Origin of the sequence: Nannocystis sp. RBIL2 (genome assembly GCF_026626745.1) — a bacterium.
GTDB lineage: Bacteria > Myxococcota_A > Polyangia > Nannocystales > Nannocystaceae > Nannocystis.
In genome coordinates this window covers 1,842,866-1,860,622 of record NZ_JAPNJW010000002.1, presented here as the reverse complement: position 1 = coordinate 1,860,622, position 17,757 = coordinate 1,842,866, and the positions used below count along the sequence as shown (strand labels likewise).

Sequence of the window (17,757 nt, the reverse complement as noted above, 5' to 3'; positions counted from 1 at the left end):
ACGAGGGCTCCGGAGCGCCGCTCCGGGGCCCTCGGGCCGTTTAATAAAGGGGGGGCGCTCGCGGGCGGCGGGGAGCGGGCGATCGCTGGTGAGCGCCCTCAGGCGGCGCTGTGGGCGGTGGGGGCGCCCTCTCGCGGCGTGCCGCCCGTTCGGTAGAGGCCGACGCGCGCCGAGGGGACGCCGAGCTCGCCACGTCAGGCGCCGCGCTGCACGCGGCGGTTCGCGGGCGCCAGGCGTGGTCACGCCTCGCGCGCGAGACGAGCGCTGGCGAGACGCGCGCACGCACGCTCGCTAGCCCTGTCGACACGCCGCGGGACATGTTCGAGCGGACATGCCCGCAGGGACATGCCCGCACGGACATGCTCGTTCACGCAGGCTCGAACGGGAGGTGCGTTCGGCGCTCGCGCTGCTCAGGGCTTCTTCTCGACCGGCGCGACTGGGCCGGCCGGGGCCGCGGTGGGCAGGGCCTTGGGCGCGGCGGGCTGAGCGGCCTTGAGGCGCTTGCGCCGGGGCTCCCACACGGCCTTGGGGCGCAGGGGGATCCGGCCGCCGAACAGCGAGAAGTAGCGCTGGACGCCGTCGTTGCCGCCGCCGAGGATGCCGAACAGGGCGCGCCAGTGGAGGCCCTTCTTGGTGCCGATGCTCTCGCCCTGGGCGTCGCGGATCGGCTGCTCGTCGCGCCACCACCAGCCGAGGCCGGGGCCGAGGACCTGCACGTCGCGGCCGCGGCCGCGGTGGCGGGCCCACAGCGCCGGGACGACCTGGGTGATGCGGCCCTTGCGGCGGATGTCCCACCACATGAAGGCGCCGAAGGTGCCCGAGTTCTCGCCGCGCTCGATGTGCCAGACCAGCGGGAACTGGACCCAGTCGTTGTCCTGGCCGCGCCGGCGCTGGAACAGCAGGGCCGGGAAGACGCTGGTGAAGCTGGTGTCCTTGGCCCAGTTGTTGTCGCGCAGGAACAGCGGCAGGAGCCAGGTCATGCGCCGCTCGGCGTAGCTGTGCGCGGTGTAGAAGAGCGGCGGCGCGACCACGGTCGTCACCTTGTGCGGCCGGCGGAAGTTCCACACCATCAGGCCGGCCTGGAACCACCGGTAGTCCTCGCGGCGGGCGCCGACGAACAGCGGCGGCAGCACGACGGTGGTGCTGCGGTCCTTGGTCCGGTAGGCCTTGCGGAAGAACAGCGGGAAGAAGACGGTGGTCTTGAACTGCCGCGTGGTGGTGTGGCCGAAGTTGAGCGCGTACCAGGTGAGGCGCTCGCCCGGGCGCACGTTGGCGCCGCCCAGCAGGGTGAGGAACCGGCGGCCGCCCGGATCCTTGTCGAAGTAGTAGAGCATCAGCGCGCCGTGGCTGGTGCGACCCTTGCCGTCCTTGCCGTAGAGGAACAGCGGCCACGAGCCCCACAGCGTGTAGCGGCAACGATCGTCGTCTTCTTCGCGGAAGCCACACTTCTGGTAGCGGAACGCGAACGGGACCACGCCGGTGAAGCGGTAGTTCTTGTGGAGGCGGAAGATGTCGAAGAAGATCGGCGGGGTCAGGCTGAAGCGGGTGAAGTTGAACTGACCCTTGACGCCGACGACGAACGGGAAGGCGACCCACGAGCGGCGACCGTTGGCGCGGCGGCGGTCGAACCACAGCGGCACAGCGATGGTGGTGTGCTCGAGCTTGTTCTTGTCGGCCTGGTGGAAGATGAGCGGCAGCGAGATCAGGCGCCGCTTCTCGGCCGAGTCGTGCCACCAGTAGACGGGCACCAGGCCCGCGTTGAGCGAGGTGCGGGTGAGGCGGTGGAACGCCGGGCCGGCGATGAGCGTGTGCGTGCGCCGGACCTTGTCGCGGCTGTAGAAGAACGGGAGGATCAGGCCGGCGTCGACGTCGATGCCGTCGGGCTGGCGCTGGCGGAAGTAGAACGGGATGACCGCGAGGTTCTTGCGCGGCTTCTCGCCGCGAGTGGCGGTGCGCCAGACCAGCGGCGACCACATGTCGAGGTCCTCGCTGGGCGCGCGATGGCGGGCGAACAGCGGCGCGACGACGAGGTTGCTGGCGACGCCGCCCTCGACCTTGCGACGATCGTAGAAGATCAGCGGGATCAGGCCGAAGCCGCGGCGGGTCGGATCTTTGTAGCCGCGGAAGCCGTACAGCAGCGCGGCGGCCGACCACGTGCGCTGCTCCGGCGTGCTGTAGGCGCCGCCCAGCGGGGTGAGGGTGAGCGTCTTGCCCTCGGCGTGGCGGCGGTAGAACAGCGGGAACAGGGCGGTGTGGCGCTCGCCTGCGGGGCGCTTCACGTCCCAGAACAGGTTGAGGACGCCGAGGGTGCGGTGGTCGGGGCCCTTGTCGCGGGCGAACACCAGCGAGACCGTGCGCGAGCGCTGGGCCTCGACGTCGTGGACGTGGCCGAACAGCAGCGGCGGGACGATGCCGTAGCGGAACTTGTCGTCGCGGCCGGCGAACACCAGCGGGGCGAGGCCGCCGTGGCCGCCTGACTTGACCTTCTTGGCGTAGGCCGGGCCGAGCACCCACAGGTCGCTCGGGTTCTGCGGGTCGGTGTCGCGGCGGTGCCAGAACAGCGGGGTAATGGTCTGGTACGAGCGGGTGCCGTCGCGGCCGACGAACGCGAGCGGGGCGAAGCCGGCGTCCCAGCGCTCGCCGCGGCGGCGGTAGTAGCCGAGCACCGCCGCCGAGAGGGTGCGCTCGCCCTTGCCGCCGAAGGCGCTCGGGTCGTGCGAGTGGCCGAACAGCGGCGTGACGACCTGGAAGCTCTTGCCGCCCGGCTCGTTGCGTACGAAGGTGAGGAGCGGGGTGATGCCGAAGCCCCAGCGCCCGTTCTTGCCCGAGCGGCCGCCGCCGAGCAGCGTGTAGACCCGCGTCTCCTGCGGGCTCTTGCGCGCGTAGACGAGGGGCACGAACACGCTGCTGGTGACGCCGGCCTTGACGTCGCCGAACTGCCAGAACAGCGGGAAGAGCACCCGGTTGCGCTGCTCGGGGTCGCGGTAGCTGACCCACGGGAACACCGACCAGGCGACGCTGCCGCGGTCGCGGTTCTCGGCCCGCCACACCAGCGGCGTGGCCGAGAACAGCTTGTGGGTCGGGGTCTGGCGCGAGAACGTCAGCAGCGGCGGGACGGCCCACGTGCGCCGGCTGCGGGCCTTGTCGCTGCGCTGCACGTACAGCAGCGTCCACAGGTCCTTGCGGTTGCCGTACTCGCTCGACTGCCAGTGGACGAACGGCAGCACCGTGTGCCACTGGACCCCGCGGGCCTTGTTCTGCCCGCCGAGGTACAGCGGCACGCCGACGTTGACCGTGCTCGGGCCGCGGGTCACGCGGTAGAACAGCGGGAAGCCGACGAAGTAGCGCAGGTCGTTGAGCGGGTCCTTGTCGGTGGTGTTCTTGTGGCCGTACCAGAACAGCACCGCCGAGAAGCCGCGCAAGCTGTCGGGCGTCTTCTGGTGGTAGTGGAACGGGACGACGACCAGGTTCTTGACCGACTTGTTGCCCCACCGCCAGACGAACGGGAACTGGCCGAAGCTGTACTGCTCGCCGACCCGCTTGTAGCCCATCAGCAGCGCGACCGCGCCCCAGCCGGAGGTGCGCTCGCTGAACGAGCCGAAGAACAGGATCGCCGGCGACAACCACCGCCGCTTCGCGGTCCGCTCGCTGTACCAACCTGTCGTGAGGGACAGGTTGAAGTGGAACAACTTCTCCGGGTGGTTGGCGGCGCCGGTGCGGTGGAAGAACAGCGGCGGCAGCGTCAGCGCGCGCGTGCGGTGCGTCGTGTAGGTGCGATCGATCCAGAACGGCGGGACGCTCTTGCCCTTGAGGAAGCGCGAGGCTTCCTCTTGTGGCTCGGGCTCGGGCTCCGTCTTCGGCTCGGTGGTGGTGATCGGCGCGAAGATCTGGCCGTCCTGCGCGGGGGCAGGGGCGGGGGCCTTCGCCTCGGTCTCGGTCTCGGTCTCGACTGCGACCTCGCCCTCCGCGGGGGGCGGCGCCAGGGTGGGCGCGGGGCGGGTCAGCGGGCTGCCCGTTGGGCCAGGTCCCGAAGGCGCTGGCGTTTCGGACATGTCCTCGGGGGCAGGCTCGACGGGCGTCGGCTCGGTGCCCGGCGCCGCGGGGGGCTGCTCGCCCGGCAGGCGCCGCGGGGTGGTGCGCGGCGGCGGCCCGAGCAGCAGCGGCGCGCCGAGGCCGGCGACCAGGTCGGCGGCGCGCAGGCCCGGGGCGGCGCGCAGGCTCGGCAGCAGCGGCGGCGCGGGCGGGGCGACTACCCCGAGCGCGCCGGTGCGGGTGCGGGCGTGGCTGTCCTGAGGGACAAGTCCGATCAGACAGGCGCCGACGAGGCCCGACACCGCGAGGACGCGTGAACGACGGACACCGGACTCGAGCGCACGCGTCGTCGCGGGCTCGGCGATCGGCGTGACCTCGCCGGGCGCGTCGGTCCGGGGGCTCGCGTCGGCGCCTCCGAGGCGCGCAGTGGGCTCAGAGGCGACCAAGGGCCGGGAGGCAATAGCCAATCCGCGTTTGCCGTGTCAACCAAAGGATCTGGGGCAGGCGGCGAAAGGATCCGGGCTGGCGGCGGTTTGACAGCCCTGGCGCCACGCGCTACATGCGGCCGGATGAAGGCCGCGACCCGCGACGACGGCACGCAGCTCCCGCCGGAGCTTGACCTCGATCTCGTGGCCCTGGCTCGCTCCGGGCCGGGCCCCTACGCCATTCAGGCGGAGCTCCCCGCGCCGTGGATGAAGACGGTGCTGGCGCACACCGACGCCGAGGTCACGAGCGCCGGCTCCACGTCGCTCGAGGTGACGCCGCTGGGCGAGGGCACCAGCTATCTGGTCCGCGGGACCCTCCAGGGCGGCTACAGCGTCCCCTGCGCCCGTTGCCTGGCGCCGGCGGCGGTCTCGGCGGGCGGGGAGATTTGCGTCCACTTCGTCCGCGATCGCGTCGGCGACGCCGACGACGAGGACAGCGAGACCGAGTCGCCGGACGAGCGCAGCTTCTCGGGCACGCGCATCGATCTGCGGCCGTTGCTCGTGGAGCAGGTGCTGTTGAGTTATCCGATCCGGGCGCTGTGCGCCTACGGCGAGGCGTGCCGCGGGCTCTGCATGCGCTGCGGCGCCGAGCTGAACGGTCAGCCGCTGGGGCCGTGCGCGGCGTGCGGAGCGGCCGACGCCCAGGTGCCGCTCGTCACCCTCGAAGACAAGGACGAGGGCGAGGAGGAGGCGCCGGCGAAGCCCACGACGTCGTGGCAGGCGGCCTTGCGGCAGCTGGCCGACTCCGGCGTGGGCGAGAACGACGACACCGACGCCAACAACCAGGGCTTCGCCGGCCCTATTCCCGGCGATGAAGAATTCGATCCCGGGTTCGGCGAGCCCGAGCCCCGGCCCGGCGACAAGGCCCCGTCGGCCGGCAAGCGAGCCGGCAAGCCGGCGGGTAGATCGTCCACGGCGCCCACGAGCAAGTCGGGCGCGGCCGGCAAGTCGGCGACCCCGACCGGCAAGTCGGGCAAGGCCCCAAACAAGTCGAGCAAGGCGACCAGCAAGTCCTCCGGCAAGCCCGCGACCAAGTCGTCGTCCCGGCCTGCCGGCAAGAAGAAGTAGTGATCCCTGCCCGGAGGTTTGAGTTATCTCAGGTCCTCCGGGCGCTCTACCGCCCCCGGCGCCGATTGTGGCGCCGGGAAAAGCGCTAGACTCCCGCCCCCGCTTCCAAGGCGGTTCGTGTCATGGCTGTCCCCAAGAAGAAGAAGTCCCAGTCCCGTCGCGACATGCGGCGCGCCCACCACGACAAGCGCTCGGCACCGACCCTCGTCGCCTGCCCGAACTGCCAGGAGCGCGTGCGTAGCCACCACGTTTGCCCGGCCTGCGGCCACTACAAGGGCCGTGAGGTGATCACGATCGCGCAAGAGTAATAAGAGGTGGCGGCGACGAGGAAGATCGCGCTCGACGCCTTCGGCGGTGATCACTGTCCTTTCGTCGAGGTCGAGGCCGCAGTCCTCGCCGCGCGCGCCGGGCAAGAGGTGATCCTCGTCGGTGACCGGGCGCGCCTCGTCCCGCAGCTCGCGCTGCTCGGGATCTCTCGCTTCGAAGGCGAGGACGGAATCACCGTCCATCACGCGTCGGAGACGATCACCATGGAGGATACCCCCTCCAAGGCGGTCCGCTCCAAGCCCGACGCGTCGATGGTCGTGTGCTTCGACCTGGTCCGCCGCGGTCAGGCTGCCGCGGTGGTCTCGGCCGGCAACTCGGGGGCGATGCTCGCCAGCGGGTTGTTCCGGTTCGGTCGGCTCAAGGGGATCGATCGCCCGGCGATCGTCTCGAGCTTCCCGCGGCCGAAGGGCGGCCCGTGCGTGCTCATCGACATGGGCGCGAACGTCGAGTGCAAGCCGATCAACCTCGTGCAGTTCGCGGTGATGGGGGCGATCTTCTCCAACACCGCCCACGGCAAGAAGCCGCGGGTCGGCGTGCTGTCGAACGGCAGCGAGGAGGGCAAGGGCACCGACCTCACGCGCGCGGCGCATCGCCTGCTGTCGGCCCACCCGAGCCCGGCGTTCTCCTTCCACGGCTACGTGGAGGGCAAAGACTTCTTTAAGGACACCGTCGACGTGATCGTCACCGACGGGTTCACGGGCAACGTCGCGCTGAAGGTGATGGAGGGCACCGCGAGCGGGATCGTCGGGTTTTTGCGCGTGGCGGTGATGCAGACCGCGCGCTCCAAGCTCGGCGGGCTGATCCTGCGCCCGGCCTTCCGCGCCCTGGGCGAGCAGCTCGACCCCGACTCGTACGGCGGCGCGCCGCTGCTCGGCGTCGACGGGGTCGCCATCATCTGTCACGGCGGCGCGGGACCAAAGGCGCTCGCTACCGGGATCCGGATCGCCGCCGACTACGCGGCGCGCGACCTCACGCCGGCGCTGCGGGCCGCGATCGGCGATCACCGCGAGCTGTTCGCCGCGGCCAAGCGCGAGGATTCACCTGCATGAACGAACATGTCTCTTCGGACAGCGTTGGGGTCGCAAGGCCGCTCGCGTTGATGTTCCCCGGCCAGGGCAGCCAGGAGCCCGGCATGGGCAAGGCGCTCGCAGAGGCGTTCCCGGCCGCGCGGCGCGTGTTCGCCGAGGCCGACGACGCGCTCGGCGAGTCGCTGTCGCAACTGTGCTTCGAGGGCCCGGCCGAGGCGCTGGCGCGGACCGCCAACACCCAGCCGGCGATCCTCACCTGCAGCATCGCCGCGTGGACGGTGGTCACGGACGAGCTCGGGCTGCAGCCCGCGGCGCTGCTCGGCCATAGCCTCGGCGAGTTCTCGGCGCTGGTCGCCGCGGGCGCGCTGTCGTTCGTCGACGCGGTCAAGCTGGTGCGGCTGCGCGGCCTCGCGATGCAAGAGGCCGTGCCGGCGGGCGTCGGCGCGATGGCGGCGGTGATGGGCGCCGACCCGGCCGCGCTCGAGCAGTGGTGCGAAGAGGCGAGCGTGGGGGGCGAGGTCGTCAGCCCCGCGAACGAGAACGGCGGCGGACAGATCGTGATCGCCGGGCATGCGGCTGCGGTCGAGCGAGTGGTCGCGCGCGCGAAGGAAGGTCGCGCGAAAGCGATGAAGCTCAACGTGTCGGCGCCGTTCCACTGCGCGTTGATGCAGCCCGCAGCCGAGCGTGTCGCCGCGGCGCTCGCCGACATCGCCATCTCCGCGCCGCGTGCGCCCGTGATCGCGAACGTCGATGCCGAGCCGTATCCGTCGACGGGCGATCCGCAGGCCGTCCGCGATCGGCTCGTTCGTCAGATCACCGGCCGCGTCCGCTGGGAGGCGAGCGTGCGAACGGTGATGCGCATGGATATCTCTCGCGGGCTCGAGCTCGGGCACGGCAAAGTGCTCCACAACTTGATTAAACGCATCGACAAGGGCTTCTCGGTCGTCGGCGTCAGTTCCCCGGCGGACCTCGATGTGCTAAAGCTCGGCACCTAGTGTCGGGCCACGAAGCCACTCCTCAAGCCAGGGCGCTGCCGCCGTCGCTCGCGCTCACCGGGCGCGTCGCGCTCGTCACTGGCGCGTCGCGTGGCATCGGCCGGGCGATCGCCCGCGTGCTCGCGCAGCGCGGCGCGACGGTGGCGGTCAACTACGCGGCCCGCGAGGACGCGGCCCGCGAGCTGTGCGACGAGATCGTCGGCGAGGGCGGCGCGGCCAAGCCGTTCGGCTTCGACGTCGCCGACGCCGCCGCGGTCGAGGCCGGGGTGCAGAAGATCGTCGCCGAGCTCGGCGGCCTGCACATCCTCGTCAACAACGCCGGGATCTCGATCGACGCGCTGCTGATGCGCGCCGCGCCGGCCGACTTCCAGCGCGTCCTCGACGTGAACCTCAAGGGCGCGTTCTTCTGCGCCAAGGCGGCCGCTCGCCACCTGCTCAAGGCCAAGGCCGACGGCCGCATCATCAACATCAGCAGCGTCATCGGCGAGCAGGGCAACGCCGGTCAGGCGATGTACGCCGCCGCCAAGGCCGGCCTGCTCGGCCTGACCCGCTCGCTCGCCCGCGAGTTCGCCAGCCGCGGCGTGACCGTCAACGCGGTCACGCCGGGCTTCTTCGAGACCGACATGACCGCCGCGAGCGTCCACGGCGACGCCCGCGAGGCGCTGCTCAAGCAGATCCCGCTCGGCCGGATCGGCCGACCCGAAGAGGTCGCCGAGGCCGTCGCTTACCTGGCCGCGCCGGCCGCCGCCTACGTCACGGGGCAAGTCCTCGCGATCAACGGCGGCCTGCGCATGTGAAACGCTTTGCCCGCCGCTTGTGACCCGTCTGGAGAGGGAACCACACTATGACGACAACCGACATCGAGAAGCAGGTCATCGAAATCGTCCGTGAGCAGCTCGACGTGAAGCCCGAGGACTGCACGCTGGACAAGATCTTCACCGACGACCTCGGCGCCGACTCGCTGGCGATCGTCGAGCTCGTCCTCGCGTTCGAGGAGCACTTCGAGATCAAGATCCCCGACGAAGAGGTCGAGAACATCAAGACCGTCGGCGACGCGGTGAACTACATCCGCGCGCGCCGCAAGGCCTGAGGGGTCGTTGTGACGGGTCGTAGGGTCGCGATCACGGGAGTGGGGCTCATCAGCCCGCTGGGCGTCGGCAACGACGAGAACTGGCGGAGCTTGTGCGCGGGGAAGTCGGGGATCGGGCCGATCACGCGGTTCGACGCGAGCGCTTTGACGACGCGCATCGCCGGCGAGGTGCGTGACTTCGACCCGACGCGCTGGATCCCGAAGAAGGAGGTCCGACAGATGGACCTCTTCATCCAGTACGCGATCGCGGCCGCGGCGATGGCCGTGGAGGACGCGAAGCTCGGGCCGCCCGACGACCCCGAGCGCTTCGGCGTCTACGTCGGCGCCGGCCTCGGCGGCCTGCCGGTCCTCGAGGCCACGCACGACTCGCTGCGCGAGAAGGGGCCGCGCCACGGCATCAGCCCGTACTTCGTGCCGGCGATCATCGTCAACCTCGCGCCCGGGCAGATCTCGATCCGCCACAACTACCGCGGGCCGAACATGAGCCACGTGTCGGCCTGCTCGACCGGCGCGCACAGCATCGGCGAGGCGTTCCACCTGATCGCCCGCGGCGGCGCCGACGTGATGATCGCCGGCGGCACCGAGGCCACGGTCTCGCCGCTGTGCATCGGCGGGTTCGCGTCGATGCGGGCGCTGTCGACCCGCAACGACGAGCCCACCAAGGCGTCGCGGCCGTTCACCCTGAGCCGCGACGGCTTCGTGCTCAGCGAGGGCTGCGGCCTCGTGGTCCTCGAGGAGTGGGAGCGCGCGACGGCCCGCGGGGCCCGCATCTACGCCGAGATCGTCGGCTACGCGGCGACCGCGGACGCGCATCACATCACCGCGCCGCCGCCCGACGGCGAGGGCGCCCAGCGCTGCATGCGGCTCGCGCTGCGCGACGCGGGGCTCTCCCCCGAGGCGGTCGGGTACATCAACGCCCACGGCACCTCGACTGGCGCCGACGCGACCGAGACCGGCGCGATCAAGGCGGTGTTCGGCGAGCACGCGCGCAAGCTGGCGGTGTCGTCGACGAAGTCGATGCACGGCCACCTGCTCGGAGCCACCGGCGGGCTCGAGGCGGCGATCTGCGCCCTCGCGCTGCACCACCAGGTGCTGCCGCCGACCATCAACCTCGACGATCCCGACCCCCAGTGCGACCTCGACTACGTGCCGCACGAGGCGCGCAAGGTCGCGGTCGACGTCGCCCTCTCGAACAGCTTCGGCTTCGGCGGCACCAACGCGTGCCTCGCGTTCAAGCGGACAGCGTAGGACCGACGATGCGCGTTCACCTCGGCAGCGACCACGCGGCGATCGACCTCCGGCGCGAGCTCGCGGCCGCGGTCGCGGCGTTCGGCCACGAAGTAGCGAGCGAGTCGGGGCCGGTGACCGCCGCCGAGTCGGTCGACTACCCGGACGTCGCGGCGACCGTCAGCGCGTGCGTCAAGGCCGATCCGGGCTCGGTCGGCCTCCTGGTCTGTGGGACAGGTCAGGGCATGGCGATGGCGGCCAACAAGCAGCCGGGCATCCGCGCCGCGGTGGTGATGGATCCGTTCAGCGCCGCGATGGCCCGCGAGCACAACGACGCCAACGTGCTCTGCCTGGGCGCGCGGGTGGTCGGCGTCGAATTGGCGAAGGTCCTGCTCAGGACCTTCCTCGACGCCCGCTTCGCCGGGGGGCGCCACGCCCGGCGGGTCGAGAAGCTGGAGCCCGGGGGGTAGGTTGCTCTGCCCGGTCTGCCGCAGCGGGAGCATCAAGGTCCTCGACTCGAGGGAGAGTCGGGACGGCGGTGCGATCCGGCGGCGCCGCGCGTGTCTCGACTGCAACCACCGCTTCACCACCTACGAGCGCATCGAGACGACCCCGCCGATCGTGCTCAAGCGTGGCGGCGGCAAGCAGGCCTTCGACCGCAACAAGATCCGCGCCGGGCTGCAGCGCGTGTGTCACAAGCGGCCGGTCGACGACGAGCAGATCGAGGCGCTGATCGTCGCGGTCGAGCTGTGGGCCGCGACGCGCGGGGAGCGGGAGATCCGCGCCGAGGAGATCGCCGACCGCGTCACTCGCTTGCTGCGCCCGCTCGACCTGGTCGCCTACGTCCGCTACCTCGCCAGTCACGGCGTCTATCACAACGTCGACGAGTTCGTTCATCTTCTGGGCCAGATGGAGAAGGCCGCGCACACCAGCCCCGAGGGCCAGCGCACGCTGTTCGAGATCGACGCGCGCGGGCAGATCCAGCTCAGCGCGCCGAGCCGGCTGTTCGTCGAGGCCGAGGACGAGGCTGACTCCGGGGACAGGTCGACCGCGGCCGCCGTGCCGGACAGCGAGGTCTCGTGATCGCGCCCGAGCTGGCCGACTTGCTCGGCGGAGCGGACGGGGTCGCCGACGACGGACCGGCCGCGATCGCGGCGGCGCTGGCGAGCGTGGCGGCGGCGAACGAGTCGCCCGAGGCGCGCGACGTCCGACTGATGGGCGCTGCAGTGGCGCTGGCCCGCTCGGGCACCGGCGCGACCTATCCCAACCCGTGCGTCGGCGCGATCGTCGTGCAGGGCGAGCGGGTCGTCGGCGCCGGGCGCAGCGCGGTCACCGGGGGGCCGCACGCGGAGGTCTCGGCGCTGTCGCAGGCGGGTGGGGCCGCGCGAGGCGCCACGGTCTACGTCACGCTCGAGCCGTGCTCGCACTTCGGCCGCACGCCGCCGTGCACCGGGGCGCTGATCGCCGCCGGCGTCGCCGAGGTCGTGGTCGGTGCGCTCGATCCGGCCGCGCACGCCGGCGGACGCGGCCTCGAGCTGCTGCGCGCGGCAGGCATCCGCGTGCGCCACGGCGTGCTCGCGGGCGCGTGCGCGTCGGCGCACGAGCACTACGTGCATCACGAGGTGACGCGGCTGCCGTTCGTGACCCTCAAGATCGCGTCGTCGCTCGACGGCCAGATCGCGGCTGGCTCCGGGGACAGCAAGTGGATCACCGGTGAACCGGCGCGGCGGCTCGGGCACTGGTTGCGGGCCCGTCACCACGCGATCGCGGTCGGCGCCGACACTGTGCTGCGCGACGATCCCGCGCTGTCGGTGCGCATGGTCACCGGCGTCGATCCGCTGCCCGTCATCTTCGACAGCGCGCTGCGCGTGGCCGGGGCGGTGCGGCGGCCGACGCTGCTGCGCCCGGGCACCGTGGTGCTGCACACGGGCCGCGCACCGGCGGCGGCGCAGCGGGCGGTCGAGGACCTCGGCCTGCGGCGCATCGAACTGGCCGGCGACGCCGAGGGTCGGGTCGACGTGACCGGGGCGTTGCAGGCGCTGGGCCAGCTGCCGCTGCGTTCGCTGCTGGTCGAGGGCGGCGGGCGGATGATCGCCAGCTTCGTCGCCGCGAGCGCGTGGCAGCGGTTCTATTGGTTCCACGCGCCGGTGGTGCTGGGCGACGGCAGGCCGGCCGCGGCCGGGCTGAAGGTCGCGGCGGTCGCCGACGCCACGCGGCTCCGTCCGCTGCTGCGCACCGACGTCGGGGTCGACGGCCTCACAGTCCTGGGGCCGCCGGCGGATCGCGCCGAGGAGCCCGCGAGACGCGAGAGCTGACGCCGGCGGCGGCCGCCGCGGGGCGTCGATCCGGCCGGTGATCTGTGCCATAACCCCCGCATGTTCACCGGCCTCGTGCGCGGCGTCGGCACGGTCGAGCGCGTGATCCCCGGCGCGCAGCGACGCACCTTCGTGATCGCCTACGCCCTGTCCGAGGGCGATCGCAGCCTCGGCGCGAGCGTCGCGATCAGCGGCGTCTGCCTCACCGTGGTCGCCTCGACCGCGCGCGACTTCACCGTCGAGGCGGCGTTCGAGACGCTGGCGGTGACGACCCTCGGCGAGCTGCGCCCCGGCAGCCGCGTCCACCTCGAGCCGGCGCTGCGCCTCGGCGACGCGCTCGGCGGGCACCTCGTCTCGGGCCACGTCGACGGCCTCGCGCGCGTGCGCAGCCGGGTCGCCCGCGGCGACGCGCTCGAGGTGTGGTTCGACGTGCCGGGCGAGCTGGCCCGCTACATCGCGATCAAGGGCAGCGTGTGCGTCGACGGCGTCAGCCTCACCGTCAACGCGGTCGACCCCCGCGGGTTCGCCGTCGGCCTGATCCCGCACACTCTGGCGGTCACGACGCTGAACGAGCGCAAGGTCGGCGACGCGGTCAACCTCGAGGTCGACCTGATGGCCCGCTACGTCGCCCGCCTGCTCGGCGCCGGCGACGAGCCCGCCCGCGCGGCCGCGCCGCCGCTCACGCGCGAGGCCCTGGCCCGCGCCGGCTACCTCGAAGACGCGGCCGCGGACTACACTGACTCTCGGGACAGGTCCGAAGCGCCATGTCCCGAAGCACCTGTCTCTGAAGGCAACCAGTAGCACCATCATGAGCGAAACGACCAACTACGAGCACGTGGAGCGCTGCATCGAGGTCATCCGCCGCGGCGGGATGATCGTCCTCGTCGACGACAAGGACCGCGAGAACGAGGGCGACCTGGTCTGCGCGGCCGAGCACTGCACGCCGGAGCAGGTCAACTTCATGTGCCGGTGGGGCCGCGGGCTCATCTGCCTGGCGCTGACGGCCGACCGCGTGCGCGAGCTGCGGCTGCCGATGATGGTGCCGACCGACCCGGGCCACATGGGCACCGCCTTCACCGTGTCGATCGAGGCGCGCAGCGGCGTCACCACCGGCATCTCCGCGGCCGACCGCGCGCAGACGATCCGCGTCGCCAGCGACGAGAAGTTCGGCCCGCACGACGTGGTCAGCCCCGGCCACATCTTCCCGCTGCGGGCCCAGCCCGGCGGCGTGCTGGTCCGCTCGGGCCACACCGAGGGCTCGGTCGATCTGGCCCGCCTGGCCGGCCTGCGCTCCGCCGGCGTGATCTGCGAGATCATGCGCGACGACGGCGAGATGGCCCGCATGGACGACCTCGAGGCGTTCGCGCGCACGCACGACCTGCCGATTTTGACGATCGCCGATCTGATCGGCTACCGCCTGCAGCGCGAGACGCTGATCGAGGAGATCGCCCGCCAGCCGCTCGAGTCGCCGATCCTCGGCATCACCGCGCAAGACGGCTGGACGATGCACACCTTCCGCTCGACGGTCGAGCCGGCCAGCTTCTACGTCGCGCTGTGCAAGGGCGACCTGCACCAGCGCGAGGACGGCGACGACGCGGTGCTGCTGCGGGCCCAGCGGTCGCAGGTGCTCGAGGACGTGTTCGGCGTGACGGGCGACGGCGCGGCCAGCCGGATGCGCGCGAGCCTCAAGCAGATCGATCGCGCCGGCCGCGGGGTGTTCCTGTACGTGCTCGGCCACCGCTGGCCGTCCGACCCGCTGCTGACGCCGCGCACCGCCGAGCCGGCGCCGGCGCTCAAGCCCGCGGAGGCCGGCTTCCGCGAGTTCGGCCTCGGCGCCCAGGTGCTGCGCAGCCTCGGCATCCACCGCATCGAGGTGATCACCAACAACCCGCGCAAGATCGTCGGCCTGACCGGCTTCGGCATCCACACCGTCGGGGCCGTGCCGCTCGAGGAGGGGGCGGTTGGCTGAGGCTGGCACGACGGACATGTCTCAAGGGACACGTCCGCGCGGGCGTCGCGTCCTGCTGATCGTCAGCGGCGGGATCGCGGCCTACAAGACGCCCGAGCTGGTGCGGGCGTTCGTCGCCGCCGGCTGCGAGGTCCAGGTGGTGATGACGCCGGCGGCCGCGGCGTTCGTCAGCGAGCTGTCGCTGGCGACGGTGTCGACTCGACCGGTGCGCAAGCGTCTGCTCGACCCGGAGGAGGAGGGCCACGTCGGCCACATCGAGCTGGCCGACTGGCCCGACCTCGTGGTCGTCGCGCCCGCGACCGCCGACCTGCTGGCGCGCGCGACCGCGGGGATGGCCGACGACCTGGCGGCGACGGTGCTGCTGGCCACGCGCGCGCCGGTGCTGTGGGCGCCGGCGATGAACACCAACATGTGGCGCCATCCGGCCACGCAGGCCAACCTGGCGACGCTGCGCACCCGCGGGGCCGAGTTCGTCGGGCCCGACCGCGGGCAGCTGGCGTGCGGGTGGATCGGCGAGGGCCGCATGATCGACCCGCCGCTGATCGTCGCGGCCGCGCTGGCGCAGCTCGAGGCGCGCGGGCCGTGGGCCGGCAAGCGCGTGCTGGTGTCGGCCGGGCCGACGCGCACGTACATCGATCCGGTCCGCTTCGTCACCAACGCGTCCACCGGGGCGATGGGGTTCGCGCTGGCCGAGGCGGCCCGCCGCGCGGGCGCCGAGGTGACGCTGGTCGCGGGGCCGGTCGAGCTGGCGACGCCGCAGGGGGTGCGCCGCGTCGACGTCGAGACCGCGGAGCAGATGTTCGCGGCGCTGGAGAGCGAGCTGTCCCAAAAGCCATATGATTGGGTGGCGATGGTCGCGGCGGTGCAGGACCTCGAGATCGACGGCGGGGCCGGGCGAAAGCTCGAGAAGGCCGAGCTGCTGACGAAGCTGCCGACGCTCGCTTGGCGAACGGCGCGCGACATCCTCGCCGCGCTGACGGCCCGCTTCGGTCGCGGCGCGCCGGCAGGGGCCGCGCGCGCGCGCTTCCTCGGGTTCGCGGCGCAGACGGTCGAGGATGGCCCCGAGGACAGGTTGCAGCAGGAGCTGATCCGCCTCGGCGAGGCCAAGCTGCGGGCCAAGGACGCCGACGCGATCTTCGTCAACCGCGTGGGCGCGCCCGGGGTCGGCTTCGCGTCGGCGACCAACGCCGGCCTGCTGCTCGCGCGCGACGGCGACGCGATCGCCGTGCGCGCCTCGGGCCCGCCGATCGCCAAGGCGGCGCTGGCGACCTGGCTGCTCGACGCGTTGGCGGCCACATAACCTTTGGAGGATCTCGTGGAGGGCGATCGACGCGACGCGACGCGACGGCTGGCGGTCCAGTTCGCCGCGCACTTGCGCCACCTCCGGGAGTTCCGGGGCCTGACGTACGTGTCGGCCGCGCCGTCGCCCCGTCACGAGCCCGAAGCGCGCACGGCCGCACCCGCCGAGGCCGCCTGGCCGTCCGGACAGGCGACCGTCGAGCGCCCCGCGAGCGCGGGCGCGCCGACATGGCCCGAAGGCCAGGCGGGATCCGCCCCGCCGCCGCGTGGGCCGCAAGCGCCGTCGTCCGCGCGTCCGCAGCCGAGCCCGCCGGCGCGCGAAGGGACGCAGCCACGCGCGGTGAGCAGCGAGGGCGCGCCGGGCTCGGAGGGGGCACGCGAGTCACAGCCGCGCGGGGCGAGCCGCGACGGCGGACCGGAGTGGTCGCAGCAGCCGCAGGCGCGCGGGACGAATCGGGACGAGTGGTCGCAGCAGCCGCAGGCGCGCGGAACGAATCGGGACGAGCAGTCGCCGGCGCGCGGCACGAACCGGGACGAGTGGTCGCAGCAGCCGCAGGCGCGCGGCACGAATCGGGACGAGCAGCCGCAGGCGCGCGGCACGAATCGGGACGAGCGGTCGCAGCAGCCGCAGGCGCGCGGGACGAATCGGGACGAGGGGTCGCAGCATCCGCAGGCGCGCGGCACGAATCGGGACGAGCGGTCGCGCGAGTCGCAGCCGCTCGCGGCGAATCGGGACGAGGGGTCGCAGCAGTCACAGCCGCGCATGGCGAACCGCCAGGGCGGATCGGAGTGGCCGCGCGAGTCGCAGCCGCGCGCGGCGAGCGAGCCGGACCACGACGAGCCGCCCCCGATCGAGTGGTCGGACGAGACGCCGGCGCCGCGCGCCGCGAGCGGATCGCAGCGGCCGGCGACGGCAGACCGGTCGCCCCCTCGCCCGGCGAGCGCGCCTCCGCCGTCGCGCAGCGTCAGCCCGCCGCCTGCGGAGGCCCGCCCCCGCAGCGCGAGCCTGCCGCTCGTCGATCCGTCAGGGCCGCCGCGCGCGGCCGACGGTCCGCCGCGCGCGGGCAGCGACGCGGGGCTGCGCGCGCAGGCTCAGGCGTGGACGCCGGGGCAGAAGCTCGAGTACCTGCGGACCCGCAACGTCGGCGACTGCACGCGCTGCAAGCTCTCGAAGACCCGCACGAACATTGTATTCGGGGTGGGCGACCCGAACGCCCGCGTGATGTTCATCGGCGAGGCGCCCGGCGCGGACGAAGATCGGCGCGGCGAGCCGTTCGTCGGCGCGGCCGGTCGGCGGCTGACGCAGTGGATCGAGCGCCTCGGCATGAAGCGCGAGCAGGTCTACATCGCCAACGTGCTCAAGTGCCGTCCGCCCGGCAACCGCGACCCGGCCGCCGAGGAGATCGAGAAGTGCTCGCCGTTCCTGCGGGCCCAGGTGCGGGCGATCCGTCCCGCGGTGATCGTGGCGCTCGGCAGGTACGCCGGGATGTTGCTGATCGGCACCGATGAGGATCTGAAGTTGGCACAGATGCGCAACCGCCGTTTTACCTACGATGACGCCGGTGCGGGCCTGCAGATCCCACTTCACGTCACGTATCATCCATCGTACGTGATCCGGCGCGAGGGGGAGCTCCCTCCGGGTCAGCGAAACCCCGCCGACGACACGGTGATGGCGGACCTCGAGCGAGCGCTGCGCGTGCTGCGAAGTTGATCTCCTCATGCACATGCAATGCCCGGATGATCGACGGAATTTTACGTGCGAAGCGTTGTGGAGAAGTTCGTCACGCGGCGCTCGTGGTGCAGCGACGCGAAATTCCTCGCATCCAAATTTTCGGCGCGTGTCCTGTCAGCGGCTGATGCTGTTCGGCAGTACAGTTGACGTGTCGCGTCGCCACTTCTACAGTCACGGTTCTGTGGCGACG

15 protein-coding genes are annotated in these 17,757 nt (G+C 72.3%); 14 read left to right on the top strand and 1 reads right to left on the bottom strand.

Features of this window, described 5'->3' with window-relative positions:
• Positions 1-410: 410 nt before the first annotated feature.
• Positions 411-4,478 (bottom strand): hypothetical protein, encoded by a 4,068-nt coding sequence (locus OV090_RS32500; protein ID WP_267708552.1) that lies wholly within the window; start codon positions 4,476-4,478, stop codon positions 411-413.
• A gap of 123 nt (positions 4,479-4,601) precedes the next feature.
• Between OV090_RS32500 and OV090_RS32495 the strand changes: the two genes are divergently transcribed.
• From OV090_RS32495 to OV090_RS50045, 14 genes are all read left to right on the top strand, one after another.
• Complete coding sequence (locus OV090_RS32495) at positions 4,602-5,585, top strand: YceD family protein (RefSeq protein ID WP_267708551.1); 984 nt, start codon at positions 4,602-4,604, stop codon at positions 5,583-5,585.
• Between the two features lie 122 nt (positions 5,586-5,707).
• On the top strand, positions 5,708-5,893 hold the full coding sequence (gene rpmF / locus OV090_RS32490) for a 50S ribosomal protein L32 (protein WP_096325866.1): 186 nt from the start codon (positions 5,708-5,710) through the stop codon (positions 5,891-5,893).
• Positions 5,894-5,899: 6 nt separating this feature from the next.
• On the top strand, positions 5,900-6,961 hold the full coding sequence (gene plsX / locus OV090_RS32485; RefSeq protein WP_267708550.1) for a phosphate acyltransferase PlsX: 1,062 nt from the start codon (positions 5,900-5,902) through the stop codon (positions 6,959-6,961).
• Positions 6,958-7,935 carry an ACP S-malonyltransferase gene (fabD, locus tag OV090_RS32480; RefSeq protein ID WP_267708549.1) on the top strand — a complete coding sequence of 326 codons (978 nt, stop codon included), beginning with the start codon at positions 6,958-6,960 and terminating at the stop codon, positions 7,933-7,935. Before plsX ends, fabD begins: the two co-directional genes overlap by 4 nt.
• A complete protein-coding gene (locus OV090_RS32475; RefSeq protein WP_267708548.1) occupies positions 7,935-8,732 on the top strand; it encodes a 3-oxoacyl-ACP reductase family protein in 798 nt (265 codons plus the stop codon). The genes fabD and OV090_RS32475 overlap by 1 nt, the downstream gene beginning before the upstream one ends.
• Before the next feature lie 47 nt (positions 8,733-8,779).
• On the top strand, positions 8,780-9,025 hold the full coding sequence (gene acpP, locus OV090_RS32470) for an acyl carrier protein (RefSeq protein ID WP_096325863.1): 246 nt from the start codon (positions 8,780-8,782) through the stop codon (positions 9,023-9,025).
• Positions 9,026-9,034: 9 nt separating this feature from the next.
• On the top strand, positions 9,035-10,273 hold the full coding sequence (fabF, locus tag OV090_RS32465; protein WP_267708547.1) for a beta-ketoacyl-ACP synthase II: 1,239 nt from the start codon (positions 9,035-9,037) through the stop codon (positions 10,271-10,273).
• Between the two features lie 8 nt (positions 10,274-10,281).
• On the top strand, positions 10,282-10,722 hold the full coding sequence (gene rpiB, locus OV090_RS32460) for a ribose 5-phosphate isomerase B (protein ID WP_267708546.1): 441 nt from the start codon (positions 10,282-10,284) through the stop codon (positions 10,720-10,722).
• A gap of 1 nt (position 10,723) precedes the next feature.
• The gene (nrdR, locus tag OV090_RS32455; protein ID WP_267708545.1) at positions 10,724-11,335 is read left to right on the top strand and encodes a transcriptional regulator NrdR; all 612 of its coding nucleotides are present in this window, start codon (positions 10,724-10,726) and stop codon (positions 11,333-11,335) included.
• Positions 11,332-12,567 carry a bifunctional diaminohydroxyphosphoribosylaminopyrimidine deaminase/5-amino-6-(5-phosphoribosylamino)uracil reductase RibD gene (ribD, locus tag OV090_RS32450; RefSeq protein WP_267708544.1) on the top strand — a complete coding sequence of 412 codons (1,236 nt, stop codon included), beginning with the start codon at positions 11,332-11,334 and terminating at the stop codon, positions 12,565-12,567. Before nrdR ends, ribD begins: the two co-directional genes overlap by 4 nt.
• A gap of 60 nt (positions 12,568-12,627) precedes the next feature.
• Positions 12,628-13,368, top strand: a complete 741-nt coding sequence (locus OV090_RS32445) for a riboflavin synthase (protein ID WP_267708543.1) — start codon at positions 12,628-12,630, stop codon at positions 13,366-13,368.
• Between the two features lie 7 nt (positions 13,369-13,375).
• Positions 13,376-14,536 (top strand): 3,4-dihydroxy-2-butanone-4-phosphate synthase, encoded by a 1,161-nt coding sequence (ribB, locus tag OV090_RS32440; RefSeq protein ID WP_267708542.1) that lies wholly within the window; start codon positions 13,376-13,378, stop codon positions 14,534-14,536.
• Positions 14,537-14,552: 16 nt separating this feature from the next.
• Positions 14,553-15,836, top strand: coding sequence for a bifunctional phosphopantothenoylcysteine decarboxylase/phosphopantothenate--cysteine ligase CoaBC (gene coaBC / locus OV090_RS32435; protein WP_267708541.1), 1,284 nt, complete (start codon positions 14,553-14,555; stop codon positions 15,834-15,836).
• A 762-nt stretch (positions 15,837-16,598) separates the two neighbouring features.
• Positions 16,599-17,546 (top strand): uracil-DNA glycosylase, encoded by a 948-nt coding sequence (locus OV090_RS50045; protein WP_276604784.1) that lies wholly within the window; start codon positions 16,599-16,601, stop codon positions 17,544-17,546.
• The last annotated feature ends 211 nt before the right edge of the window (positions 17,547-17,757 follow it).